Source organism: Streptomyces sp. NPDC048636, from assembly GCF_040650655.1.
Taxonomy (GTDB): domain Bacteria; phylum Actinomycetota; class Actinomycetes; order Streptomycetales; family Streptomycetaceae; genus Streptomyces.
This window is the reverse complement of the sequence record NZ_JBEZHR010000003.1, coordinates 605,996-630,174: the sequence shown is the minus strand read 5'-3', so window position 1 is coordinate 630,174 and position 24,179 is coordinate 605,996. Positions and strand designations below refer to the sequence as shown.

Here is a 24,179-nt window from a genome sequence, read left to right as displayed (position 1 = left end):
GCCGTCCGGCGGGGCAACGGGTGGTGTGGCGGGAAGGAGACGGTGTGACGGACCAGGACCGGACCGGTGGGCCCGGCCGGCCCCGGCGCCCCCGTCGACGCGGCCAGGGCGAGCTGGAGGCGCAGGTGCTACGGGCGCTGCGCGGGGCGCCCGGCCCGGTGACCGCCGCCTGGGTGCGGGAGCGGCTGGCAGGCGGTCTCGCCTACACCACGGTGATGACCATTCTGTCCCGGCTGTACGCCAAGCAGGCCGTGACGCGTGAACGCGCGGGCCGGTCCTTCGTCTGGCGGGCCGCCGCGGACGAGGCGGGGCTCGCGGCGCTGCGGATGCGGCGGGTGCTGGACGGTCAGGACGACCGGGGGGCGGTGCTCGCCAGCTTTGTGACGGGGCTGAGCGATGACGACGAGCGGCTGCTGCGCGGTCTGCTGAACGCTGCCGCCGAGCCGTTGGAGGAGCCGGGGGAGGGCTGAGCGCTGCGCGCTCTTCGCCCTCCCGCCGCAGCCGCCGCTGGCCCTGCCCGCCGCCCGGCTCGCGGCGGCGCCACTCCGGCGCCCGCTGCCGACCTCGATGACGGTGGTGGCGAGCAGGACGTCGACCGCGCACCCGGTCCGGCGCGGTGCGCACCGCCGCCCGCCGGACGCGCCAACGGCCGGAGTGCCGCGTGGCAGGAGCCGTTCGGCCGTCAGGGGGCCGCCCGCCCGCGGGGACCCACGTTCCGGCGCCGGGCGCGCACCGTAGCCCCTCCGGGCGCTCCAAGCGCCAAGGGTTCAACGGCCAGGTGCCGCCCCGGCCGTCAGAGGTCGAATTCGGCCGGGGGGAGGTCCAGGGCGGAGCATGCCTCGCGGACCACGGCCTGTTCGGTCGCGTCGAAGTCGCCGTCGGCGCCGCCGATGACGATGCCGATCTGGATGACGGCGCGCGCCTCCCCGGGCTTCTTGCCCGCCTTGGCGACCTCCTGCATCACGCTGGCCTTGCCGACCTCGAAGTCGGCCGCGAGCGTGTCCAGATACTCGTCGAACCGCCGCTGGAGTTCGTCGGGAGGGAAGTTCTGGAGCACCTCGTTGATGGCGATCAGCTGGGCGACGCGCTGGCGCTCGGCCGGGTCGACCGAACCGTCCGCCGCGGCCACCAGCGCGCACATCGCCATGCTGGCATCGCGGAACGCTCCGCTCTGCAAGTCGTTCTTCTTGGCGAGCAGCTGAGTCTGCATCGTCTGGGCGGAGTCCTTGATGCGGTCCCACAGGGCCATAACCACTCCATCGGAGGTCGTCGGTCGGACGTCAGTATCTACAGTTCTGTAGATCTACAACCCTGTAGAAGCTTACAGACCGACAGACGCCCACACGCGGTACGCAACCCGGTACGCAAGAGGTGAGCCATTCCGGGCGCGGCCGGACGGGCGCCACTAGGGTCCGTGGAATGCCTCACTCCGCATCCTTACGTCCCGGACGTCGGGACCGTGACGCGTTCTTCGACAACGCCAAGTACGTGGCGATCGTGCTGGTGGCGATGGGCCACGCATGGGAGCCGCTGCGGAGCGGCAGCAGAGCGGCGGCCGCGCTCTACCTCATCGTCTACGCCTTCCATATGCCGGCCTTCATCCTCATCTCCGGCTACTTCTCACGGAGTTTCGACCTCGGTCCGGACCGGCTGCGGCGGCTGGTCACCGGGGTCGCCGTGCCGTACGTCCTCTTCGAGACCGCCTACAGCCTCTTCAAGCGCTCGGCGGACGACGATCCGTCCCATCCGGTCAGCCTGTTCGACCCCTGGTATCTGACCTGGTTCCTGATCGCGCTGTTCATCTGGCGGCTGACCACCCCGCTGTGGCGGATCGCGCGCCATCCGCTGGCCCTGGCCCTCACCATCGCGGCGCTCGCCGCCTGTTCGCCCGGTATCGGTGACGACCTCGACCTCCAACGGGTGCTCCAGTTCCTGCCGTTCTTCGTGCTGGGGCTCCAGCTGCGGCCCGAGCACGTCCGGATGGTGCGGCGGCGGGCGGTGCGGTGGCTGGCGGTGCCGGTGTTCAGCGGGGCGCTGGTGTTCGCCTACTGGGCGGTGCCGCGGATGAGCCCGGCCTGGTTCTACCACCGGGACAGCGCCCAGGAGCTGGGCGCGCCCTGGTGGAGCGGGGCGGTGATAGCGCTCGCGCTGTTCGGCTGCTCGACGCTGCTCACCGTGTGCTTCCTGGCCTGGGTGCCCGGCCGCCGGACGTGGTACAGCTCCCTGGGCGCGGGGACGCTGTACGGCTATCTGCTGCACGGCTTCCTCGCCAAGGGCTCCCGCTTCTGGGGCTGGTACGACCACCCCTGGGTGCACCGGCCCCTGGGCGCGGTCGTGGTGACGGCGCTGGCGGCGGCCGTGGTGACCGCGCTGTGCGCGCCGCCCGTGCGGCGGCTGTTCCGGTTCGCGATGGAGCCCAGAATGGAGTGGGCCTTCCGCCGCGCCGCCCCCGAGACGCCACCGGTCCGGGCGCGGACGGTACCGCGCCAGACGGGCCGAAAAGCACCGGCCGTTCATGTGACTAATGGGCCTGTCGGATAGCTGGTCCGGGCCGCGGGTAGTGCGCAGCCGTTCCGCCCGGACGCCGTACGGTCCCGGGCATTCCTCGCACCGAGAGGCGCCGGCGCACCAGTGACACAGCCCTTCCAACTCCCCGACTTCTACCTGCCGTATCCGGCGCGGCTGAACCCCTGTGTCCAGGAGGCGCGGGAGCACTCCACCCGGTGGGCCCGCGAGATGGGCATGCTCGAGGGCTCCGGCATCTGGGAACAGCGGGACCTCGACGCCCATGACTACGCCCTGCTGTGCGCCTACACCCACCCCGACTGCTCCGCCGCGGACCTGTCCCTGGTCACGGACTGGTACGTATGGGTCTTCTTCTTCGACGACCACTTCCTGGAGACCTTCAAGCGTTCCCAGGACCGCGCGGGCGGCAAGGCGTACCTGGACCGGCTGCCCGCCTTCATGCCGATGGACGCCGCCACGGACACCCCCGAGCCGGTCAATCCGGTGGAGGCGGGTCTCGCCGACCTGTGGGCGCGCACCGTGCCCGCCATGTCGCGGGAGTGGCGGGCGCGGTTCCGGGAGTCGACGGAGAACCTGCTCAACGAGTCGCTCTGGGAGCTGTCCAACATCAACGCGGACCGGATCCCCAATCCGGTCGAGTACATCGAGATGCGCCGCAAGGTCGGCGGCGCGCCGTGGTCGGCCGGGCTGGTGGAGTACGCGGCGGGCGCCGAGGTCCCGGCGGCCGTCGCCGGGTCCCGGCCGCTGCGGGTGCTGCGGGACGCCTTCTCCGACGGCGTCCATCTCCGTAACGACCTCTTCTCCTATCAGCGCGAGATCGAGGAGGAGGGCGAGTTGAGCAATGGCGTCCTGGTGCTGGAGACCTTCCTCGGCTGCTCCACCCAGCAGGCCGCGGAGGCCGTGAACGACCTGCTCACCTCGCGGCTCCAGCAGTTCGAGAACACCGCGCTCACCGAACTCGGCCCGCTCTTTGCCGAGCACGAGCTGGACCCGGAGGGCCGCTCGCGCGTCCTGGCCTACGTCAAGGGGCTCCAGGACTGGCAGTCCGGCGGCCATGAATGGCATCTGCGGTCCAGCCGCTATATGAACGGCGGCGGGGCGGGTGCCGCCCCCGCGGCCCCGTTCGGGCTGATCGGCATCGGCGGCGGCGGCCTCGGGACCTCGGCCGCGGATCTGCGGCTGACCACCGGGCGGGCGGAGGCGGCCCGCAGCCGCGGCTTCAGCCATGTCCCGTTCCAGAAGGTCGGGCCGTCCCGGATCCCTGACATCCCCATGCCGTTCACCCTCCGGCTCAGTCCGCATCTGAACGGGGCGCGACGCCATCTGGTCGACTGGTCGCACCGGATGGGCATCCTCCAGCCGCAGCCCGGTATCCCCGGCTCCTACGTCTGGGACGAGCACCGGCTGCTCGCCGCCGACCTCCCGCTGTGCGCGGCCGGGATCCATCCGGACGGTACGCCCGAGGAGGTCGACCTGGCGTCCGGCTGGCTGGCCTGGGGCACCTACGCGGACGACTACTACCCGGCGGTCTTCGGCCGCACCCACGATCTGGCCGGGGCCGCGGCGTGCAACGAGCGGCTCGGCGCCTTCATGCCGCTGGACGCGGCCGCCGCCCCCACCGCGGTCCCGGCGAACGCGCTGGAGCGGGCGCTCGGGGACCTCTGGGGCCGTACCGCGGGGCCGATGACGGACACCGCGCGCCGGACGTTCCGCGAGGCGATCGAGGACATGCTCGCGAGCTGGCTGTGGGAGCTGGCCAACCAGGCGCAGCACCGGATCCCCGACCCGGTCGACTACATCGAGATGCGGCGGCACACCTTCGGTTCCGACCTCACCATGAGCCTGTGCCGGCTGGCCCACGGGCAGCGGCTGCCGGACGAGATCTACCGCAGCGGTCCGGTCCGGTCCCTGGAGAACGCGGCCATCGACTACGCGACCCTGCTGAACGACGTCTTCTCGTACCAGAAGGAGATCGAGGCCGAGGGCGAGCTCCACAACGGCATCCTGGTCGTGCGGAACTTCTTCGACTGCGACTACCCGGCCGGGCTCGCCATCGTCCACGATCTGCTGACCTCCCGGATGCGGCAGTTCCAGCACGTCGCCGCGTATGAACTCCCGGTGCTCCGCGACGACTTCGGGCTGGGGCGGGAGGCCCGGGCCGCCCTGGACGGCTATGTCCGCGATCTGCGCCACTGGATGACCGGGATCCACAACTGGCACCGGGAGGTCCCGCGCTACCGGGACGAGGAGCTGGGCCACCGGCTGGCGCCTCCGGCCGGGGGTGCGATGGTGGGGCCGTCTTCCTGGCGCGGTCCGACGGGCCTGGGCACCTCGGCCGCGAGGATCCCGCTGGCTGTGGGGGCGCGTCCGTAGCCTCCCGCGTCCGTGGCTCCGGCGGCAGGGTCGCGGCGGCGGGCGGCCCTTGCCTGGCCGGTGCGAGGGGCGCAAGCTGGTGATATGGGTGCTCAGGCGGGCCCTACGCTCATCACCTCCGTACAGCGGGCCTTCCGCTTGATGGAAGCCGTCGGCGCACACGAGGGCGGTGCGCCGGCGAAGCAGCTGGCACGTGAAGTGGGGCTGCCCCTGGCCACCACCTACCACCTGCTGCGGACCCTGGTGCACGACGGCTACATCTGTCGGCTGCCCGACGGCGGGTTCGTGATAGGCGACAAGCTGCACTCCCTCCAGAGCGGCGCCCAGGACCAGGCGCTCCTGGCCCGTGTCCGGCCCGCCCTCGCCGCGCTGCGCGACGAGCTGTCGGCCGCCGCGTACCTCACCTTCTACGAGGACGGCGAGATCCGGGTCGCGGAGATCGTGGACGGCCCGCGGGCGCCGCGAGTCGATCTCTGGGTGGGGTTCGAGGACGCCGGGCACGCCACCGCGCTGGGCAAATGCGTCCTGCGCGAGCTGGACGACGACGCCCGCCACGACTACCTCTCCCGCCATCCGCTCGCCGATCTCACCCCCCGGACCGTCACCCGCCCCGCCGAGCTGCTGCGCCGCCTCGACGTCAGACCGCGGCCCCCGCTCATGGTCGACCTGGAGGAGTACGCGCTCGGCACGGTCTGCTTCGCGGTGCCGGTCTACAGCGGGGACCGGCTCGGCTCGCTCGGGGTCTCGCTACGGGCGGACCGGGCGGCTCCGCTCAGTCACCGGGGCGATGAGCGGCTGCAACGGGTCCGGCGGCGGCTGGTGCCCACCGCGGACCGGGTGACCAGGAGCCTTTCGCTCACTATCTGAAAACGTGGCCCTTGCCGCGAGTATGGAATCGCTGTTTCCCTGGATGAAACGGACAAAGCTGTCCGTTCCCCCCTGACCGTGTAGAGCCCGCGTGGGAAAAGAGAGCAGCGAAACAGGACATGATCCAGGCCCGATTCCCCTTGTCTGACCCGGACCGGCCCTGTGCCCCCGTACAACGTGGCGCCGTGGTGCCCGTGCTGATCATCTGCGGTGTCGCCCTGCTGGACCTCCTCACCGGTGCCGGGATGAGCTGGCTGCCGCTGCTCGCCGTCGGCCCGGCGCTGGCCGCCGCGCTCTGCGGGCCGTGGTCGGTTCTGCGGATCGGTCTGCTCGCCGTGGCCGTCGGCGGCTTCCTCAGCGCCCAGACCGACACCCCGGTACGCGGCCGGGCGATCATGCTGGCCGCGGTGGCCGCCGTCACGCTGGCGAGCTGTCTGGCCAGTCTGCTGCGACGGCGCCGGGAACGGGTGCTGGCGGCCGTCCGCTCGGTCGCCGAGGCCGCCCAGAACGCCCTGCTCAGGCCGGTGCCCGCGGAGGTCGGCCAGTTCCAGGTGGCGGTCCGCTACAGCGCCGCCGCGGCCGAGGCCCGGGTCGGCGGCGATCTCTACGCTCTGGTGTCCAGCCCCTACGGGGTCCGGCTGATCGTCGGCGATGTCCGGGGCAAGGGGCTGCCCGCGGTGTCCACCGCGGCCCTGGTGCTCGGTGTCTTCCGCGAGGCCGCCTACGACGAACCGGATCTGCTGGATGTGGTCGGCCGGATCGAACGCAGCCTGGCGCGCAACCTCGCCCCCGACGACTTCGTCACCGCCGTGGTCGCCGGATACCCGGGGTCCGGCCGGATGGAGCTCGTCAACTGCGGCCACGCCCCGCCGCTGCTGGTCAACCGGTCCGGTGTGGTGGCCGTCGAGCCGACCCGCCCGGCCCCGCCGCTGGGGCTGGCGTCCCTGGGCGGGGAGCTGCCCAGCCTCCAGCTGGTGCCGTTCGACGACGGGGACCAGATGCTCCTCTACACCGACGGGGTCATCGAGGCGCGGGACCGGGGGCGGGAGTACTTCCCCCTGATGGAGCGGGTGCCGCGGCATATCTGCGAGGAGCCGTCCCGGACCCTCGCCAGCCTCCACGACGATCTGCTGGCCCATGTGGGCGGACGGCTGCACGACGACGCCGCGCTGCTGCTGCTCCGCAAACCGGTCACCAGCGGGATGCCCGCCGCGGCCGAGGTGCCGCTGAGCTGACCGGTCTCCATCGCGGTACCCGGTGTCTGTCAGTGGAGGCCGCGCTTGCCCGGTGCCCAGAACGGCTTGAGCTTGATCGCGGCCTTCGGCCAGCCGCGGTCCCGCATCAGATGGTCGCGGACCATGCGGCAGGTCCTGGCCTCCCCCGCCAGATACGCGAACCCGGCCGCCGCGGGTAGTTCGAGCGCGGTGACCGCGTTGAGCAGGGTGGTGGAGGAGGCGGCGGAGGCGCCGTCGCGGTGCACCCGGCGCAGCGGGTCCGGAACGGGCATCGGGGGATCGTGCTCGGGTCCCTCGCTCTCCAGTACGCCGTACACCCGGGCCGAGGGGCCCACCGCCCGGAGCATCGGGCCGAAGGCCACGCTCGCGGTCTCCTCTCCGGCGAACAGGTGGTACGGCGCCTCCTGGAGGACGAAATCCCCCTGCGGCCACCACAGCGTGACCCGGTCCCCGGGGGCCGCCGTCCGCGCCCAGCGCAGGCCGATGCCCTCACCCCCGTAGAGGTGGACCCGCAGTTCGAGCGTGCGCTCCTGGGCGTCGAACTCCCAGATGGTGTACGTGCGCAGGGTCTCTCCCGGGCGCAGGATCCCGGCCATCGACAGCGGGTCGTTGATCTGCGCCCGGACGTGCTGGCCCGGTGTCCAGGCGAACGGGACGGGCCCGTCGGCGCGCAGCAGGATCCGCCGCATGCTCGGGGTGACCGGTCCGGTCTCCGTGACGACCGTGTCCAGCGTGTACTTGGCCAGCGCTCCGGCCAGCGGATTGCGCCTCCTGCGGCCCCCGTCCGAGTTCTCGGTCATCCTCGCCGCCCCTTCTCTGTCTATGACTTCTAGGTGTTTCTAGAGGCATTAAGTAAACATAGATGCCCTAGACTGTCAACGGCGACATGACGCCAACCACACGGAGAGAAGGGCCGATTCGATGGCTGCGCAGACCGGGACCCGTCGGGAACGGCTTCGCCGGGCCACCCTGGAGGAGATCCGCACCGCCGCGCGCGGACTGCTGACGGCCCAGGGGTCCGAGGCGGTCACGATCAACGCCGTGGCGCGCGAGGTGGGGATGAGCGGCCCCGCGCTCTATCACTACTTCTCCAGCCGTGAAGCGCTGGTCTCCGCGGTGACCGCGGACTTCTTCCAGGAGCTCACGGAGCGGATGGAGACCGCCCGCGACCGCCACGCCGACGGCCCGCCCGCCCCCCGGCTGCTGGCCGTCTGCCGTGCCATGCGGAGCTGGGCGACCGAGCACCCCGCCGAGTTCGGCTGGATCTTCACCAGCCCCCTCCCGCCGTCCGACAGGCGGCAGGACTCGGCGCGCCATCAGGCCGGACAGCGCTTCGAGCGAGTACTGCTCGACCAGGTGGCCGCCCTCTGGGAGACCCGCCCCTTCCCCGTCCCCGGCCCCGAGGACCTCGACCCCTCGCTGCGCGAGCAGTTGGCCGCCTACACGAAGGCACTCGACGGACGGCTGCCGCTCGAGGCCGTCCACGTCTGTCTCTCCTGCTGGGCCCGGCTCTACGGGCTGCTGTGCCTGGAGGTCCTCCACCAACTGGACTTCGCGTACACCGATATGGAGCCGGTCTTCGAGGAGTGTCTGCGGGAGGTGTGCGAGCGGCTGGGGCTGGCGTACACGCGGTAGGCGGGCCGGTCGCGCGTACGGCTGCCCGGCCCTACTCCCCGGTAGCCCACCGGCCCCGTTCGCACCCGTGCTGACCTGCGGCGGGCCGGGATCGCCATTGGCGGTTGCCCTGGCCGAAAACATCAGTACTGTGGGCCTCGTTCCCCAGCGCGGCCGAGCGGTGCCGCGCCCACGGTGCCGTGGCACCAGGGCATCGCCGTACGAGCGCGGGCCACCGACCCACCGACCCCAGCGTCAAGAGGCGTCGAAAATGGACCCAACGGCCGAGGCGCCCCACTCCGGCGGCGGCATCAGCCTCCGCCAGCTGCTGATGTCCCTCGGTGAACCCCTGGTCGAGCTCCAGGCCGCCCCCGCCGGGCTCGACGTCCCCATCCGCGGTGTCGCGCTGCTCGACCCCGAGGACGAACCGGTCACCCACCCCGGGGAACTGGTCCTCGCGATCGGCGTCCGCGGCCGTGCCGCCCTGCCCGCGCTACGCGCCGGTGGACGCGGCGGAGCCGCCGCCGTCGCGGTCAAGGTCGACACCCCCGGCCAGGCCGGAGCCCTCACCGAGGCCGCCGCCGAGGCCGGGGTCGCCCTGCTCTCCGTACGGCGGGACGCGCGCTGGGAGCAGGTGGACGCCCTGGCCCGCGCGGCCCTCGAGGACGTACCGCTCGACCGCGACGGGGAGGGGTTCGAGGAGGGCGAGGGCGACCTCTTCTCGCTCGCCCAGACCACCGCCGTCCTCACCGGAGGCATCGTCAGCATCGAGGACACCGCCAACCGGGTCCTCGCCTACTCCCGCTCCACCGACTCCGACGAGGTCGACGATCTGCGGCGGCTGTCCATCCTCGGCTGGCAGGGCCCGGAGGCGTATCTGTCCCGGCTGCGCCGCTGGGGCGTGTTCCAGCGGCTGCGCGCCTCCGACGAAGTCATCTCCATCGACAGCCACCCGGAGCTGGGCATCCGCCGCCGTCTCGCGGTGGCGGTGCGCTCCGGTGACCGGCAGCTGGGCACCATCTGGGTGCAAGAGGGCGCGGTGCCGCTGACCGAGCGCTCCGAACAGGCGCTCACCGGCGCGGCCCGCGTCGCCGCGCTCCACCTGGTACGGCGCCGCCGGGAGCTGTCCGCCGACGTCACGCTCACCGCGACCCTCTCGGCCGGACTCCTGGAGGGCAGCACCGGCCCGCAGCCCCTCGCCACCCACGTCGGCGTGGACCCGGCCCGCCCGGCCGCCGTGCTCGGCTTCTCCTACGGCACCGCCGGGGCCACCGGACCGGAACTGGCCCGCGCCGAGGTCACCAACCTGATCTCCGTCCACACCGCCGCCCGCCACCGCAGCGCCCTGGTCACCCCGCTCGACCAGCGCATCTACGTCCTGCTGCCGCAGCTTCCGCGCAGTATCGACCTCGGCACGCTGAGGAGTTGGGGCGAGGAGATCGTCGAGGCGGCGCAACGGCACCTGAGCCTGCCGCTGCGCGGCTCCGTCGGCCGCATCGTTCCGGGGCTCGCCGACGTCCCCGCCTCACGCCGCGAGGCGGACCGCATCCTCGACGCGATGGTGCGCGCCGGGGTGCCCACGACGGTCGCGGCCCTGCCGGACATCCAGGCGGAGGTGCTGGTCAGCGAGGTGCTGGGGCTGCTCGCGGAACGCCCCGGTATGCGCGACCCCCGGCTGACCGCCGTGGTCGCCCACGACACCCGCCACCGGGGACAGTTGGCCGTGTCGATCCTGGCCTTTCTGAACGCGTTCGGCGACGTCCGGGCGGCCGCCGCCGAACTCCACGTGCACCCCAACACCCTCCGCTACCGTATCCGTCGCGCCGAGGAACTCACCGGCCTCGACCTCACCCGCGCCGACCAGCGCCTCCTGGCAATGCTCCAACTCCGCCTCCCCCCAACCGAAGCCTGACCCTCCCGGGACGGTGGCGGGTGCGGGGTACGCCCACCGGCCGTCCGTCGGCCCGCGGCCGGGGGCCTGCCCGTATGCCGTATGCCGGAGGGCTGTGGCCGGGGCGCGGGGTATGGACAACTTCCGCACCCCGTTGCCGCGTTGGGGTTGCGACGCGGTGCAGGGCGGGGCCGGAGGGCCGGTTCGTAGGTCGCGCGCCGAGGGGACCGTCGTCGGGCGCGGATCGGGCGCGGATCGGGCGCGGATCGGGCGCGGATCGGGCGCGGATCGGGCGCGGATCGGGCGCGGATCGGGCGCAGGCCGTGCGGGCGATGGCACGTCCGTCAGCTTCTGGGGAGCGTCGCGGGCACGTCGGCCGGCGGGGCGGACGGCTCCGCCGCGACGTGGTCGCAGTCGTCCCGGGCGGGGACCGGCCAGGCGGTCAGGCCACGGTCCGGCAGGTCGACGTAGTCGCAGTCCGCGTCGGCGATGACGCGGCGCGGGGCGAGACCGGTCAGGTGGGCGGTGACATAGGCGGCGCTGGTACGGGTGATGTCGCGGGTCAGGCCGAGGGGGAGCAGGGCGCGGGTCTCGGCGATGGCCTCGTCCTCACCGGCCCGCAGGACCACCCGGACCTCCGGCGCCACCCCGTGGGCGGCCACGGCGACGGCGATGTTGTCCAGCTCCTCGGAGCCGACCGCGGCGAGCGCGTCCGCGCGGGCCAGGCCGAGCCGGGCGAGCACCTCGCGGTCCTCGCCGTGCGCGAGCACCACGGGGATCCGCATCGAGCGCGCGAGACGGAGGTGGGGCGCGGCTGGCTCCCGTTCCACCCCCACGACGGGCACCCCCACCTGACGCAGCGTCTGGCACAGCCGCAGCCCCACCTGCCCGAGCCCCACGACGATCACATGCCCCGCGCGCGGCAACACCCGTCGGCCCAGGACGCCGACCAGCCGGGCGCCGAGCAGCCGGTCCACGATGCCCGCCGTGAGCAGGGCGGTGAAACCGACCGTCACCAGCATCGCCACCCCTGACATCACCTCGTATCCCGGATGGCCCTCGTGCGGCGCGGCGGGCCCGACCCCGGCGACGACCCGGGCGGCCTCCAGGAAGGCCGTACTGGCGGGCTTGTGGAAGGCGGTCACCAGCCACAGCCAGTCCAGCGCCAGCACCGCCGCGATGCCGAGGAGCCCGATGAGCAGCAGCCGGGCGTCCGCGTCATGGGGCTGCAACTGGCCGCGCAGCCGCCCGAACAGGGCCCGCCGCCGCGCCGCCGCGCTCGGCCGCCAGGCCGTCTCCGCCAGGCTGCCGTCGGTCCGGCGGACGACCGCGACCGGACCGCCCCGCCCGTCGTCCCATACGGCCAGCACACCGCGTGCCACGCACGGCCCGGCCAGGGACGGCGCCAGCAGATCGGCGGGGGAGACCGTCACACAGTGCCGCAGCAGCGACTGGAGCTGCCGTGCCACGGTCCGGTCGAAGACCGTGGCGACGATCCGGACGGTGTCGCGGACATGCCGTACGGCCAGGGCGTAGCGCAGCGCGGACAGGTCGTCCCCGACGAGCACCGCGACCCCGGCGGGCGGTACGGCGAGCGCGCGCCGCAGGTCCTGGTCGTCGGGGGCGGCGAGGTGCTGGACAGGGCGGCCGTTCTCCGAGATGGCCGCGCAGACCCGCCGGGCCAGGGTCGTCGCGCCGATGACCACGATCCGGTCGCTCCCGGCCACTCCCTCGTCCGTGTCCATGGCGTGCGCTCCCTCGGGCTCCTCCGGTCGGCTCGGGGCACTCACGCTAGGACGGCGGCGGGGGCCGAGAGGCTGTGCGGCGGGCCAACGTGGGGGTCGTCGCGTTGTGCGGACGTACGTTGCCGCCGCCCCGGCCGGAACGTACGCGCGCCGCGAATCCGGGAGCCCGCGAGTCCGGATGGCCGGGAGCCGGGAGCCGGGAGCCGGGAGCCGGGAGTCCGGATGTCCGGTCGTCCGGCGACCGCATTGGCCGTTCGCACAGTTCTCGGCCGGGATATTGGCGAACTTCACAGGTACGCCGCCGTGACCCCCTGCCTACGCTTGCGCACATTCATCCACGGGTCGCTGCGGTTGATCTCCCACAAGGAGACGGAGCGACCCGTGGACGCACCGCTCTGTCCTCGGGCTTCGGGCCCCGGGTCTCGGGCCGCGGGCCGCGGGCCCCTGCCCGCGGCGGCCACGACCGGCCGATCTCACCACCGACACCCGCGCACCCCCCACTTCCCCCGTGCGCACCGCCGATGACGCGAATCCCGGCCGCCGGATCCGCCGAAACCTCTCACCCACCACGCAATGGATGTCGAGATGACTACACGTCCCCCTGCTTCCGTGGCCCCTCCCTCCGTACCCGGCGCCCCAGCCGAGCCCCCAGGCGGTGGCGCCCCGCCCAACTCGCAGCTCCAGAGCGGTCTCAAGAACCGGCATCTGTCGATGATCGCCGTCGGCGGTGTCATCGGCGCGGGCCTCTTCGTCGGCTCCGCGTCCGGCATCGCCGCCGTGGGCCCCGGCATCCTGCTGTCGTACGCCCTGGTCGGCCTGATGGTCGTCCTGGTGATGCGGATGCTGGGCGAGATGGCCGCGGCCAATCCCACCTCCGGCTCCTTCTCCGCCTACGCGGACCGGGCGCTCGGCCGCTGGGCGGGCTTCTCGATCGGCTGGCTGTACTGGTTCTTCTGGGTCGTGGTGCTGGCCGTGGAGGCGACCGCGGGCGCGGTCATCCTCGAGGGCTGGGTACCGTCCGTACCGCAGTGGGCCTGGGCACTGATCGTGATGTTCGTGCTCACCGCCACCAACCTGGCCTCGGTCGCCTCCTTCGGCGAGTTCGAGTTCTGGTTCGCGGGCATCAAGGTCGTGGCCATCGCCGCCTTCATCATCCTGGGCTCGCTGGCGATCGCCGGTGTGCTGCCCGGCTCCGACGGCGCCGCGACCGGTTTCGGCAACCTCACCGAACACGGTGGCTTCCTGCCGAACGGACCGAACGCGATCCTCAACGGTGTGCTGCTGGTCGTCTTCTCCTTCATGGGCAGCGAGATCGTCACCCTGGCCGCCGGTGAGTCCGAGAACCCGCGCCGCGCCGTCACCAAGGCCACCAACAGCGTGATCTGGCGGGTGGGCGTCTTCTACCTCGGCTCGATCCTGGTGGTGGTGTCCGTACTGCCGTGGGACTCCAAGGCCATCGCCGACAAGGGCAGTTATGTCGCCGCCATGGATGTGATGGGCATTCCGCACGCCGGGCAGGTCATGAACGTCATCGTGCTGACCGCGGTGCTCTCCTGTCTCAACTCCGGCCTCTACACCGCCTCCCGGATGGCCTTCTCGCTCGGCCAGCGCGCCGATGCCCCCGCCGCCTTCGCCCGGACCAACTCCCGCGGCGTACCGCAGGTCGCGATCCTCGCCTCCGTCGTCTTCGGCTTCGTCGCCGTCGGCTTCAACTACCTGTGGCCGGAGACCGTCTTCCAGTTCCTGCTCAACTCCTCCGGCGCCGTCGCGCTGTTCGTATGGCTGGCCATCTGCTTCTCCCAGCTGAGGATGCGCGGGATCATCCTTCGCGAGAATCCTGAGAAGCTCTTGGTGCGGATGTGGTTGTTCCCCTATCTCACCTGGGTGACGATCGGGATGATCTCGTTTGTGCTCGTCTACATGCTCACCGACGACAGTGAGGGCGGAGGAAGGATCCAGGTGCTGCTGTCCGTGTTGGTCGCCGCCCTGGTGGTGGCCGTCGCCCTGGTCCGTGAGCGCGTACGCCCGCACGCCGCGGGCACGACATCGCACGCCGCGGGCACGACTCCGCCCGCCGCGGGCACGACTCCGCACGCCGCGGGCACCGCTTCGCACACCGCCGCCGAGGAGGGCACCACCAGGGCCCGGTAGCCGAAGCGTGGCGGCCGGGTGAACGCAGAGGGCCGGCGGTGTGCGGGGGCACACCGCCGGCCTCCCCCACCCACCGGAAGGTCGCCGACCGAGATGCCCGTCTTCAGACGCCGCAAGGGCAGCCGTCCCCGTCTGGTCCCCGAACTCGACGACGTCCCCCTCGGCCGCGTCCGGCAGCGCCTCGGGGCGAGTTGGGCCCGCGGTGAACTCGACACCACGGTGGTGGCCCAGGTGTCCCGGGTGGTCGAGGACGCCGGGGAGGACTGGGACCGCAAGGCGCACCGGCTCGGTGTGCTTGCCTCGGCCGCGGGGCGGGCGCTCCCCGGGATCTGGCGGCGTCACCAGCCGCGCGACCAGAACGCCCTGCTGCTGCACGCGTGGTCGGAGCTGGTCCAGGCGGGCAGGCAGGGCGCCCCGGCCGACCTCGGCGAGGCCCGCGCCACCTGCCACCAGGCCGCCGACCTGCTCCCCGCCGACCCCACCCCATGGGTGGTGTACCTGGCCACGCTGCGCCATGAGCGACGGCCCTACCAGGAACTGTCCGCGGTCTGGCGGGAGATCAAGGCCCGCGACCCCTGGAACCGCGAGGCGCACCTCCAGGCGCTGGGCTATCTCTCCCCGGACGAATGCGGATCCACGGTGCAGATCGTCGATCTGCTCGACTCGATCCGCTACGGCATGCCCGACGACGCTCCCGCCGCCGGGCTGGAGATGACCTCGATCGTCCGCGGCCACCAACGCGCGGTGGCCACCGGCGGCCTGGCCGCCATCAGCGCCGGAGACCACTGGCGCCGCCCCGAGGTGGCCTCGGTCCTCGACCGCGCCGCCCAGGACTGGCCCCGCCCCGGCTTCTTCCGCCACGCGGCGGCCCTGGCCGATATCAACGTCCTGGCCTTCGCCCTGGTGAAATCCGCCCGTACGGAAGAGGCCGCGACCGCCCTCCGCGCCACCACGGGCGTGGCGACCCCCTGGCCCTGGAACGCCGACGGCGACCCGCTGGAACGCTTCTCGCAGCAATACGAGCGCCTGGCGACCGCGCCCCCGTAGCCCGGCGAAGGCGTTTACGACATACCGCTTTTTCGAGCCCGGCAGAAATGCGAATGCTTTATGGCCCCCGCGAACCCGACATCGTGCTGCGGGATATCGCGGAGGCCATGGGCGCCCTGTGGGAGCGGGAAGTCTTTAGTAGATTTTGATCCAGGTCAGCTCTTGGTCGAGGCCCTCGACGTCGACTATCGACCGGTTCTTGTCAAGGTAGTACCTCTTGCCGCCAAGTATGAACTCGACCCGGTTGTTCCCTGAACTCAAGCGGTTCACTTTGTAGATGTGGACGCTCCGCTCGCCTGCGTTGGCATAGCAGAGCGACTGGGTGCCGCCATAGTTCGAGATCTTCACGAAGTCCGTGCGATTTCCGCAGTCCGTACGGCTGATCGCCGAGGCCGAGCTCATGGGCGCGAGCGCGGTCACAGCCGCTGCCGCGGCGGCGGTGACCGCAATCCTCTTGAGCGTGTTCTTCATTAAGCGCTCCTATCCTCTGGCCAATTGGGCGCTCCCAGGCTAGCCGCGCCTTTCTCGTCCCATGGCTCAGCCCGTGCTTATCGCCGGAGGTACTGGGGAAACTCCTAGCAAACGAATATCGGGCCATGGCCGTGGATGGTCCGTGGAGTAAGGCGCGGGCGCGATGGCAAATCCATCGGGAGCGACCAGAGCCGCGCGGTAATCAACAGGATGGAACCTCCGCCGCTTTTTCATCGTCTTCCCCTGTTGGGCGCCCACATCCACCACATCGGCACCGCCCGCATCGCGATAATGGAAAGGCTCCCACCAGAAGGCTGCGGATATATCCACGACGTACCCGAAGCGCTTTCGCGACACGATTCCGGATGCCCTCATCCGCCCCGGCCGCCAACTGCCCCCACACACGCCCCACTGATGCCGAAGCCACCCCAACTAGGGCGCGGCCGTTCCCCCGAGAAGCCACCAGCCGCGCGACGAGCGGCAGCCCCGGGCACCCACCAACACCGCTCATGCGTCCGGGTGGCGCGGGTCACACCGGCGACCCGTACGTCACTCGAGGCGGCCAAGACGAAGGGCCCCGACCGGCGAACCGGTCGGGGCCCTTCGTCTGCCCTGGCGGGCGGGTGCGGAGGATACGAGATTCGAACTCGTGAGGGGTTGCCCCCAACACGCTTTCCAAGCGTGCGCCCTAGGCCTCTAGGCGAATCCTCCGCCGAGAACAATACAAGACCGGATGCCGTGCTCGCGAACTCGTTCCCACCCCGGTCCATCCGCTAGGGTGGGGGCCAGCCCCTCACGTGGCGCTATCTCACCGAACTCCCCCAGGGCCGGAAGGCAGCAAGGGTAAGTGGGCTCTGGCGGGTGCGTGGGGGGCCCTTGCGTTGGTGGGGTGGGGGAGCGGGGCGGCTTCGGTTGTCGGTGGGCCCCGATATCGTCGTAAGCGTGTCGTCCCTCGCGCTGTACCGCCGCTACCGCCCCGAGACCTTCGCGGAGGTCATCGGGCAGGAGCATGTCACCGGCCCGTTGCAGCAGGCGCTGCGCAACAACCGGGTCAATCACGCGTATCTGTTCAGCGGCCCGCGGGGCTGCGGCAAGACGACCAGCGCGCGCATCCTGGCCCGCTGTCTGAACTGTGAGAAGGGCCCCACCCCGGCGCCGTGCGGGGAGTGTCAGTCGTGTCAGGACCTCGCGCGGAACGGTCCGGGGTCGATCGACGTCATCGAGATCGACGCCGCGTCCCACGGTGGTGTGGACGATGCGCGGGACCTCCGCGAGAAGGCGTTCTTCGGGCCCGCGTCCAGTCGTTACAAGATCTACATCATCGACGAGGCCCACATGGTCACCTCGGCGGGGTTCAACGCCCTGCTGAAGGTGGTCGAGGAGCCCCCGGAGCACCTCAAGTTCATCTTCGCGACCACCGAGCCCGAGAAGGTCATCGGCACGATCCGGTCGCGTACCCACCACTACCCCTTCCGGCTCGTGCCGCCCGGGACGCTCCGCGACTACCTCGGGGAGGTCTGCGGGCAGGAGGCCATCCCGGTCGAGGAGGGTGTGCTGCCGCTGGTGGTGCGGGCCGGGGCGGGTTCCGTGCGGGACTCGATGTCGGTCATGGACCAGCTCCTCGCGGGCGCGAGCGATGACGGTGTGACGTACGCCATGGCCACCTCGCTGCTCGGTTATACGGAGGGCTCGTTGCTGGACGCGACCGTCGACGCCTTCGCGGCGGCGGACGGCGCGGCCGCCTTCGAGGTCGTCAACCGTGTGATCGAGGGGGGCAACGACCCGCGGCGCTTTGTCGCCGACCTGCTGGAGCGGCTGCGCGATCTGGTGATCCTCGCGGCCGTGCCGGACGCGGCGGAGAAGGGGCTCATCGACGCCCCGGTCGATGTGGTCGAGCGGATGCAGGCGCAGGCGTCGGTCTTCGGCGGTGCCGAGCTGAGCCGTGCGGCCGACCTCGTCAACGAGGGGCTTACGGAGATGCGCGGTGCCACTTCGCCGCGGCTCCAGCTGGAGTTGATCTGCGCGCGGGTGCTGCTGCCCGCCGCCTTCGACGATGAGCGGTCGGTTCAGTCGCGGCTCGAACGGCTGGAGCGGGGGGCCCTGGCGGGCGGCCTCGGCGGTGGCGGCGGTGGCGGCGGTATGGGCGCTGCCGGCGCGACGGGGGCCGCTTCGCCCGCGATGGGGTACGTACCCGGGCCCGAGGGGCATGTTCCGGCGGACCCGGCCGGTCCCGCCGCCGCGCGCGCGGCGATGGGCGGGCGGGGTCCGGCTCCGGCCCCGGCCCAGGACGCCCCCGTTCCCACGGCCCCCGTTCCCACTGCTCCGGAGGAGCCGTCAGCGCCCGCCGCCGGTGGCGGTGCCGGTGGCGGTGCCGGGGCCCGGCCGGGCACCTGGCCTTCCGGCGCCCAGCAGCCACCCGCGGCTCCCCCGCCCCCCACCGCCACCGAGAGCGGCGGTGCGGAGGCCCGGCCCGGGGCCTGGCCCACCGCTTCGGCACCCGGTTCCGGTGGGGCCCAGGCCCGCCCCGGCGCGGATGCCGCGGGCGCGGGCCGTCAGCCCGGGGGCTGGCCCACGGCGGCCGCGGCCGGTGGCACCCCGTCCGCACCGTCCGCCGCCCCGGCCCAGCAGCCCTCCGCACCCCCGGCGCCCGCGACCCCCGCGCAGCAGCCTCCGCAGAGCGCGCCGAACATGGCACAGGGCGCCGTACAGGTCCGTCAGATGTGGCCGGAAATCCTGGAGGCGGTCAAGAACCGCCGCCGTTTCACCTGGATCCTGCTGAGTCAGAACGCGACGGTGTCCGGGTTCGACGGCGCCACCCTCCAGATCGGCTTCTCCAACGCCGGCGCGCGTGACAGTTTCGTCAGCGGCGGCAGTGAGGACGTGCTCCGGCAGGCCCTCAGCGACTCCATCGGCGTGCAGTGGCGGATCGAGGCCATCGTCGATCCGTCCGGCGGTGGCGGTGCCGGGGGAGCAGGCGGTCCGGGAGGTTCCGGTGGCTTCGGCAGCGGTGGTTCCGGTAGCGGATATGGCGGATCCGGTGGTTCCGGGAGCGGCGGCTTCGGCGGAGGCCAGCCCGCGGCACCGCAGCAGTCCGCCCCCCGGCCGGCCACCCCCGCGCCCTCCGCCCCCGAGCCCGCCCCGCGGCCGGGCGCCGGGGGCCCGCCCGCCGAGGCACCGGCGTACCGGGAGCCCGAGCCGCCGCCCCTCTCGCCCGAGGACGACGCCCCGTCCGAGGACGATCCGGATCTCGACGACACCGCGCTGAGCGGCCATGACCTCATCGTGCGCGAGCTGGGCGCCACGGTCGTCGAAGAGATCGTGAACGAGTAGTCGTTAACGAGTGATCACTTAACGAGTGATCGTGAACGAGTGGGCGACGGCTCGCGGCACGGCTCTTCGGCAGGTCCCGATACAGGTCTTCGCCGGGCCCCGGCACCGCCCTTCGCCGGGCCCCGGCACCGCCCTTCGCCGGGCCCCGGCACCGCCCTTCGCCGGGCCCCGGTACGGCCCCGGCGGAGCCCCTGGGCCTCCCACCCGTACTCCCCGCTCTCCTCCGTACGGCGTAGAGCGAGGTGCCCTCCGAACACGTAGGCTCGGGCTATCGAAGGAACGACAGAACGACCGTCGACAGCCAGGAGCGAAGTCGTGATCCCCGGTGGTGGCCAGCCGAATATGCAGCAGTTGTTGCAGCAGGCTCAGAAGATGCAGCAGGATCTCGCCGCGGCCCAGGAGGAGCTTGCCCGGACCCCCGTCGAGGGTTCCTCGGGCGGCGGCCTGGTCAAGGCGACGGTGACCGGTGCCGGTGAGCTCCAGGGCCTGGTCATCGATCCCAAGGCCGTGGATCCTGAGGACACGGAGACCCTCGCGGATCTCGTCGTCGCGGCCGTCCGCGACGCGAACCACGCCGCGCAGGAGCTCCAGCAGCAGAAGCTCGGCCCGCTCGCCCAGGGGCTGGGCGGAATGCCGGGCCTCCCCTTCTGAGGCTCCGGGGGGCCTCTTCAGGGGGCTTCCGCGGGGGTCTCTCCAGGGGGCGGGCTCGGGGGGTCGAATCGGGGGTCGGCCCGGGGTGCCCCCGGGGCCTTATGGCCCCGGTCCGGCCACTGCCTGGTTCCGGCCCGGCAGTGAAGCTGAATATCGCGAATATTCATGTGAAGTACAGCCACCGCGCGGCGGCGCGAGATTGGATGAAGGCGTGTACGAGGGCGTGGTCCAGGACCTCATCGACGAGTTGGGCAGGCTGCCCGGCGTCGGTCCCAAGAGCGCTCAGCGGATCGCCTTCCACATCCTCCAGTCCGAGCCGACCGATGTCCGCCGCCTCGCTCACGCGCTGATCGAGGTCAAGGACAAGGTGCGGTTCTGCGCGGTGTGCGGGAACGTCGCCGAGGCCGAGCAGTGCCGGGTCTGCCAGGACCCGCGCCGCGACCCGGCGGTCATCTGCGTGGTCGAGGAGCCGAAGGACGTGGTGGCGATCGAGCGGACCCGCGAGTTCCGCGGTCGCTACCACGTGCTCGGTGGAGCCATCAGCCCGATCGAGGGTGTGGGACCGGACGATCTGCGGATCAGGGAGCTGCTGGCCCGGCTCGCGGACGGGACGGTCACCGAGCTCATCCTGGCCACCGATCCGAACCTGGAGGGCGAAGCCACGGCCACATACCTCGCGCGCATGATCAAACCCATGGGTTTGAAGGTCACACGCCTGGCCAGTGGTCTCCCTGTCGGGGGAGACCTGGAGTATGCCGACGAGGTCACGCTGGGTCGTGCCTTCGAAGGGAGAAGACTTCTCGATGTCTGACGCAACGTTGCATGACGCCCATCCGGATCCGGACGACTTCTCGGTCCAGATCTCCGACCAGATCGAGAGTTTCATCGTCGCGGTCACCGAGGTCGCCAGAGGCGACGAACCGGACAGCGCCGTGCCGTTCCTGCTGCTCGAACTGTCCCAGCTGCTGCTGGCGGGCGGGCGGCTCGGGGCGCACGAGGACTTCGTCCCGGACGAGCGGTACGAGCCCGACACCGGTCCCGAGCCGGACGTCGACGAGTTGCGGGAGCGGTTCGCCCAGCTGCTGGAGCCGGTCGACGTCTACTCGGAGGTCTTCGACCCGTACGTACCGCGCGCCGAGCCCGTCGCCAGCCGGATCTCCGACGATCTGGCCGGGATCATCACGGACCTGCGGCACGGTATGGCCCACTACCGCGAGGGCCGGATCAACGAGGCGCTGTGGTGGTGGCAGTTCTCGTACCTGTCCAACTGGGGCACGATGGCCTCCGCCGCGCTGCGCGCACTCCAGTCGCTCGTCGCGCACGTCCGGCTGGACAGCCCGCTCGACGAGCTGGACGGCCTGGACACGGACAGTGCCGTCACGGGTGGTGACGAGGAGCTCGCCGAGGAGGCCGGGCGGGTCATGGCGGCCGAGATCGCCGCTCCGCTCGGGATCCGTTCCGCCCAGAGCTGAGGCGACCGGGCCAGGCCAGGCCGGGCCGGTGACCGGGTCCGGCCGGGCCGGGACCGGGGACCCCGGGTTTCCGAGAAGGCTCCGGCGCGGTGCGCGAGTCGCTGCCCGAGCCCGTGCCCAGGAGGGTCTCGCCCACCGTCCCACGGCCGTCCCGCTCTGTGAGCTGAATTACGTTCCTGTATGCATCGCCCGGAAGCGGGCAGGGTTCGTCGCTGAGCGAGTGGTGTGGGACGCGAGGAGAGACAGCGGTACCTGGACGTTGTACCGCCTGATTCTCCTGGTCCCCCTGGTCCTGCTGATCACTGGGTGAGGCGTGTGTCTCGCTATGTGACATTGGAACGGCAAATTACGGCCGCTCGTTAAAATGAGCCGACCGCATTATTGAGAGCTGCGAGGAGCGCACGTGGGCCTTGTCGTGCAGAAGTACGGAGGCTCCTCCGTTGCCGATGCCGAGGGCATCAAGCGGGTCGCCAAGCGAATCGTGGAAGCCAAGAAGAACGGCCACCAGGTCGTTGTCGTGGTTTCCGCCATGGGCGACACGACGGACGAGCTGATCGATCTCGCCGAGCAGGTATCCCCGATCCCCACCGGCCGCGAGTTCGACATGCTGCTGACCGCGGGTGAGCGGATCTCCATGGCCCTGCTGGCGATGGCGATCAAAAACCTGGGTCACGAGGCGCTGTCGTTCACCGGCAGCCAGGCGGGAGTCATCACCGACGCGGTCCACAACAAAGCGCGGATCATCGACGTCACCCCCGGCCGTATCCGTGACGCGGTCGAGCAGGGCGCCGTCGCGATCGTCGCGGGCTTCCAGGGCGTGTCCCAGGAGAGCAAGGACATCACCACTCTCGGCCGGGGCGGCTCGGACACCACCGCGGTGGCCCTTGCCGCGGCCCTGGACGCCGAGGTGTGCGAGATCTACACCGACGTGGACGGCGTGTTCACCGCCGATCCGCGCGTGGTGAAGAAGGCTCGCAAGATCAACGAGATTCCGTACGAGGACATGCTGGAGCTCGCGGCGAGCGGCTCCAAGGTGTTGCATCTGCGCTGTGTCGAGTACGCGCGCCGTTACGACATCCCCATCCACGTACGGTCGTCTTTCTCCGGTCATGTCGGCACCTGGGTGCGCAGGCCGGAAGCGCCAGAAGGAGAAGAAGGCATGGAGCAGGCGATCATCTCCGGGGTCGCGCACGACACGTCCGAGGCAAAGGTCACGGTCGTCGGCGTGCCGGACAAGCCGGGTGAGGCCGCGGCCATCTTCCGCACCATCTCCGACGCGGAGATCAACATCGACATGGTGGTGCAGAACGTCTCCGCCGCGTCGACCGGTCTGACCGACATCTCCTTCACGCTGCCCAAGACGGACGGCCACAAGGCGATGGAGGCGCTGACCAAGGCGAAGGCCGTGATCGGCTTCGACTCGCTGCGCTACGACGACCAGGTCGCCAAGATCTCGCTCGTCGGTGCCGGGATGCGCACCAACCCGGGCGTCACCGCGACCTTCTTCGAGGCGCTGTCGAACGCCGGGGTCAACATCGAGCTGATCTCGACCTCCGAGATCCGCATCTCGGTCGTCACCCGCGCCGATGATGTGAAGGACGCGGTCGTCGCCGTGCACAGCGCGTTCGGCCTGGACAGCGACAGCGTCGAGGCCGTCGTGTACGGAGGGACCGGCCGATGACTCGAGCTGGCGGTGGAGCCGATGGCCGGAAGCCGACGCTCGCTGTCGTCGGCGCGACCGGCGCCGTCGGCACCGTCATGCTCTCGATCCTCTCCGAGCGCGCCGATGTCTGGGGCGAGATCCGGCTGATCGCCTCACCGCGCTCGGCCGGCCGGAAGCTGACCGTCCGGGGAGAGCAGGTCGAGGTCGTCGCGCTGAGCGAGGAGGCGTTCGACGGCGTCGACGTCGCGATGTTCGACGTACCGGACGAGGTCTCGGCGCAGTGGGCGCCGATCGCGGCCACCAAGGGCGCGGTCGCCGTCGACAACTCCGGTGCCTTCCGGATGGATCCGGACGTCCCCCTGGTCGTCCCGGAGGTGAACGCGCACGCGGCACGGGTCCGCCCGCGCGGCATCATCGCCAACCCCAACTGCACCACCCTGTCGATGATCGTGGCGATGGGCGCGCTGCATGCCGAGTTCGGGCTGAGCGAGCTGATCGTCTCCTCGTACCAGGCGGTCTCCGGCGCGGGCAAGGAGGGCGTCGACACCCTGCGCGAGCAGCTGGCGCTGGTCGCCGGTACGGATCTGGGCACCCACCCCGGTGATGTGCGGCGCGCGGTCGGCGAGACCGGGCCGTTCCCGGCGCCGATGGCGCTCAACGTGGTGCCGTTCGCGGGCTCGCTGAAGGAGGACGGCTGGTCCTCCGAGGAGCTGAAGGTACGCAACGAGTCCCGCAAGATCCTGGGCCTGCCGGAGCTGCGGGTCACCGCGACCTGTGTACGCGTTCCCGTCATCACCACGCATTCGCTCGCGGTGCACGCGCGGTTCGAGAACGAGGTGACGGTGGCGGCGGCGCACGAGATCCTGGCGGCCGCGCCGGGCGTGGTGCTGTGCGACAACCCGGCGGAGGGCGAATTCCCCACCCCGGCCGATGTGGTGGGCACCGACCCGACGTGGGTGGGCCGGGTGCGGCGTTCGCTGGACGACCCCAAGGCGCTGGAGCTGTTCGTCTGCGGCGACAACCTGAGGAAGGGCGCCGCGCTCAATACCGCGCAGATCGCGGAGGTCGTGGCGGCGGAGCTGACCGGGGCGTAGAGCTCTCGCGGCTTGGCCGTTCGGCCGCTCCGCGACGCCGCCGGACCCC

19 protein-coding genes, 1 tRNA gene and 1 other RNA gene are annotated in these 24,179 nt (G+C 71.6%); 16 read left to right on the top strand and 5 right to left on the bottom strand.

The genetic code is table 11. The features are described 5' to 3' along the window. The first annotated feature begins 44 nt into the window (after positions 1-44). Positions 45-470, top strand: coding sequence for a BlaI/MecI/CopY family transcriptional regulator (locus AB0C66_RS13280; protein ID WP_362436604.1), 426 nt, complete (start codon positions 45-47; stop codon positions 468-470). Between the two features lie 323 nt (positions 471-793). Here the strand turns inward: AB0C66_RS13280 and AB0C66_RS13275 are convergent, their stop codons facing one another. Next, entirely contained in the window at positions 794-1,249 is a 456-nt protein-coding gene (locus AB0C66_RS13275) for a tellurite resistance TerB family protein (protein ID WP_362436602.1), read from the bottom strand. Positions 1,250-1,419: 170 nt separating this feature from the next. Between AB0C66_RS13275 and AB0C66_RS13270 the strand changes: the two genes are divergently transcribed. From AB0C66_RS13270 to AB0C66_RS13255, 4 genes are all read left to right on the top strand, one after another. Further along, complete coding sequence (locus AB0C66_RS13270) at positions 1,420-2,541, top strand: acyltransferase family protein (RefSeq protein WP_362436600.1); 1,122 nt, start codon at positions 1,420-1,422, stop codon at positions 2,539-2,541. Positions 2,542-2,631: 90 nt separating this feature from the next. Further along, positions 2,632-4,899: a terpene synthase family protein gene (locus tag AB0C66_RS13265; RefSeq protein ID WP_362436598.1), complete on the top strand. Its 2,268-nt coding sequence runs from the start codon at positions 2,632-2,634 to the stop codon at positions 4,897-4,899. 84 nt (positions 4,900-4,983) lie between these two features. Continuing rightward, positions 4,984-5,766: an IclR family transcriptional regulator C-terminal domain-containing protein gene (locus AB0C66_RS13260; protein ID WP_362436596.1), complete on the top strand. Its 783-nt coding sequence runs from the start codon at positions 4,984-4,986 to the stop codon at positions 5,764-5,766. A 119-nt stretch (positions 5,767-5,885) separates the two neighbouring features. Next, positions 5,886-7,001 (top strand): PP2C family protein-serine/threonine phosphatase, encoded by a 1,116-nt coding sequence (locus tag AB0C66_RS13255; RefSeq protein WP_362436594.1) that lies wholly within the window; start codon positions 5,886-5,888, stop codon positions 6,999-7,001. Positions 7,002-7,030: 29 nt separating this feature from the next. Here AB0C66_RS13255 and AB0C66_RS13250 read toward each other — a convergent pair whose 3' ends face one another. Then, entirely contained in the window at positions 7,031-7,801 is a 771-nt protein-coding gene (locus AB0C66_RS13250) for a siderophore-interacting protein (RefSeq protein WP_362436592.1), read from the bottom strand. Between the two features lie 121 nt (positions 7,802-7,922). On the opposite strand from AB0C66_RS13250, the gene AB0C66_RS13245 reads away from it, so the two are divergent. Continuing rightward, on the top strand, positions 7,923-8,636 hold the full coding sequence (locus AB0C66_RS13245) for a TetR/AcrR family transcriptional regulator (RefSeq protein WP_362436590.1): 714 nt from the start codon (positions 7,923-7,925) through the stop codon (positions 8,634-8,636). A 250-nt stretch (positions 8,637-8,886) separates the two neighbouring features. Continuing rightward, complete coding sequence (locus AB0C66_RS13240) at positions 8,887-10,527, top strand: helix-turn-helix domain-containing protein (protein ID WP_362436588.1); 1,641 nt, start codon at positions 8,887-8,889, stop codon at positions 10,525-10,527. A gap of 323 nt (positions 10,528-10,850) precedes the next feature. On the opposite strand, the gene AB0C66_RS13235 is transcribed toward AB0C66_RS13240, so the two are convergent. Continuing rightward, positions 10,851-12,251 (bottom strand): NAD-binding protein, encoded by a 1,401-nt coding sequence (locus AB0C66_RS13235; protein WP_362436586.1) that lies wholly within the window; start codon positions 12,249-12,251, stop codon positions 10,851-10,853. Positions 12,252-12,836: 585 nt separating this feature from the next. On the opposite strand from AB0C66_RS13235, the gene AB0C66_RS13230 reads away from it, so the two are divergent. Together AB0C66_RS13230 and AB0C66_RS13225 are read left to right on the top strand one after the other, a co-directional pair. Next, the gene (locus tag AB0C66_RS13230) at positions 12,837-14,402 is read left to right on the top strand and encodes an amino acid permease (protein WP_362436584.1); all 1,566 of its coding nucleotides are present in this window, start codon (positions 12,837-12,839) and stop codon (positions 14,400-14,402) included. A gap of 93 nt (positions 14,403-14,495) precedes the next feature. Beyond that, positions 14,496-15,449, top strand: coding sequence for a hypothetical protein (locus AB0C66_RS13225; protein ID WP_362436582.1), 954 nt, complete (start codon positions 14,496-14,498; stop codon positions 15,447-15,449). 135 nt (positions 15,450-15,584) lie between these two features. Here AB0C66_RS13225 and AB0C66_RS13220 read toward each other — a convergent pair whose 3' ends face one another. After that, positions 15,585-15,920 carry a beta/gamma crystallin domain-containing protein gene (locus tag AB0C66_RS13220; RefSeq protein ID WP_362436580.1) on the bottom strand — a complete coding sequence of 112 codons (336 nt, stop codon included), beginning with the start codon at positions 15,918-15,920 and terminating at the stop codon, positions 15,585-15,587. Positions 15,921-16,546: 626 nt separating this feature from the next. Further along, positions 16,547-16,631, bottom strand: a tRNA-Ser gene (locus AB0C66_RS13215). A 73-nt stretch (positions 16,632-16,704) separates the two neighbouring features. Here AB0C66_RS13215 and ffs point away from each other — a divergent pair. From ffs to AB0C66_RS13180, 7 genes are all read left to right on the top strand, one after another. Further along, an RNA gene (gene ffs, locus AB0C66_RS13210) (signal recognition particle sRNA small type) lies at positions 16,705-16,801 on the top strand. 61 nt (positions 16,802-16,862) lie between these two features. Next, the gene (locus AB0C66_RS13205) at positions 16,863-19,250 is read left to right on the top strand and encodes a DNA polymerase III subunit gamma and tau (protein ID WP_362436578.1); all 2,388 of its coding nucleotides are present in this window, start codon (positions 16,863-16,865) and stop codon (positions 19,248-19,250) included. 315 nt (positions 19,251-19,565) lie between these two features. Beyond that, a complete protein-coding gene (locus tag AB0C66_RS13200; protein WP_201870403.1) occupies positions 19,566-19,901 on the top strand; it encodes a YbaB/EbfC family nucleoid-associated protein in 336 nt (111 codons plus the stop codon). A gap of 211 nt (positions 19,902-20,112) precedes the next feature. Then, on the top strand, positions 20,113-20,712 hold the full coding sequence (recR, locus tag AB0C66_RS13195; RefSeq protein WP_362436575.1) for a recombination mediator RecR: 600 nt from the start codon (positions 20,113-20,115) through the stop codon (positions 20,710-20,712). After that, positions 20,705-21,373: a DUF5063 domain-containing protein gene (locus AB0C66_RS13190; RefSeq protein WP_362436573.1), complete on the top strand. Its 669-nt coding sequence runs from the start codon at positions 20,705-20,707 to the stop codon at positions 21,371-21,373. The genes recR and AB0C66_RS13190 overlap by 8 nt, the downstream gene beginning before the upstream one ends. Before the next feature lie 403 nt (positions 21,374-21,776). Beyond that, the gene (locus AB0C66_RS13185) at positions 21,777-23,054 is read left to right on the top strand and encodes an aspartate kinase (RefSeq protein WP_362436571.1); all 1,278 of its coding nucleotides are present in this window, start codon (positions 21,777-21,779) and stop codon (positions 23,052-23,054) included. Further along, positions 23,051-24,130 carry an aspartate-semialdehyde dehydrogenase gene (locus tag AB0C66_RS13180; RefSeq protein WP_362436569.1) on the top strand — a complete coding sequence of 360 codons (1,080 nt, stop codon included), beginning with the start codon at positions 23,051-23,053 and terminating at the stop codon, positions 24,128-24,130. Before AB0C66_RS13185 ends, AB0C66_RS13180 begins: the two co-directional genes overlap by 4 nt. Positions 24,131-24,179: the final 49 nt, after the last annotated feature.

Coding starts and splice junctions, on each gene's coding strand:
- AB0C66_RS13255 (WP_362436594.1), top strand. CDS start 5,886: ATGATCCAGGCCCGATTCCCCTTGTCTGACCCGGACCGGCCCTGTGCC.
- AB0C66_RS13235 (WP_362436586.1), bottom strand. CDS start 12,251: ATGGACACGGACGAGGGAGTGGCCGGGAGCGACCGGATCGTGGTCATC.
- AB0C66_RS13250 (WP_362436592.1), bottom strand. CDS start 7,801: ATGACCGAGAACTCGGACGGGGGCCGCAGGAGGCGCAATCCGCTGGCC.
- AB0C66_RS13240 (WP_362436588.1), top strand. CDS start 8,887: ATGGACCCAACGGCCGAGGCGCCCCACTCCGGCGGCGGCATCAGCCTC.
- AB0C66_RS13275 (WP_362436602.1), bottom strand. CDS start 1,249: ATGGCCCTGTGGGACCGCATCAAGGACTCCGCCCAGACGATGCAGACT.
- AB0C66_RS13180 (WP_362436569.1), top strand. CDS start 23,051: ATGACTCGAGCTGGCGGTGGAGCCGATGGCCGGAAGCCGACGCTCGCT.
- AB0C66_RS13190 (WP_362436573.1), top strand. CDS start 20,705: ATGTCTGACGCAACGTTGCATGACGCCCATCCGGATCCGGACGACTTC.
- AB0C66_RS13220 (WP_362436580.1), bottom strand. CDS start 15,920: ATGAAGAACACGCTCAAGAGGATTGCGGTCACCGCCGCCGCGGCAGCG.
- AB0C66_RS13260 (WP_362436596.1), top strand. CDS start 4,984: ATGGGTGCTCAGGCGGGCCCTACGCTCATCACCTCCGTACAGCGGGCC.
- AB0C66_RS13225 (WP_362436582.1), top strand. CDS start 14,496: ATGCCCGTCTTCAGACGCCGCAAGGGCAGCCGTCCCCGTCTGGTCCCC.
- AB0C66_RS13245 (WP_362436590.1), top strand. CDS start 7,923: ATGGCTGCGCAGACCGGGACCCGTCGGGAACGGCTTCGCCGGGCCACC.
- AB0C66_RS13230 (WP_362436584.1), top strand. CDS start 12,837: ATGACTACACGTCCCCCTGCTTCCGTGGCCCCTCCCTCCGTACCCGGC.
- AB0C66_RS13270 (WP_362436600.1), top strand. CDS start 1,420: ATGCCTCACTCCGCATCCTTACGTCCCGGACGTCGGGACCGTGACGCG.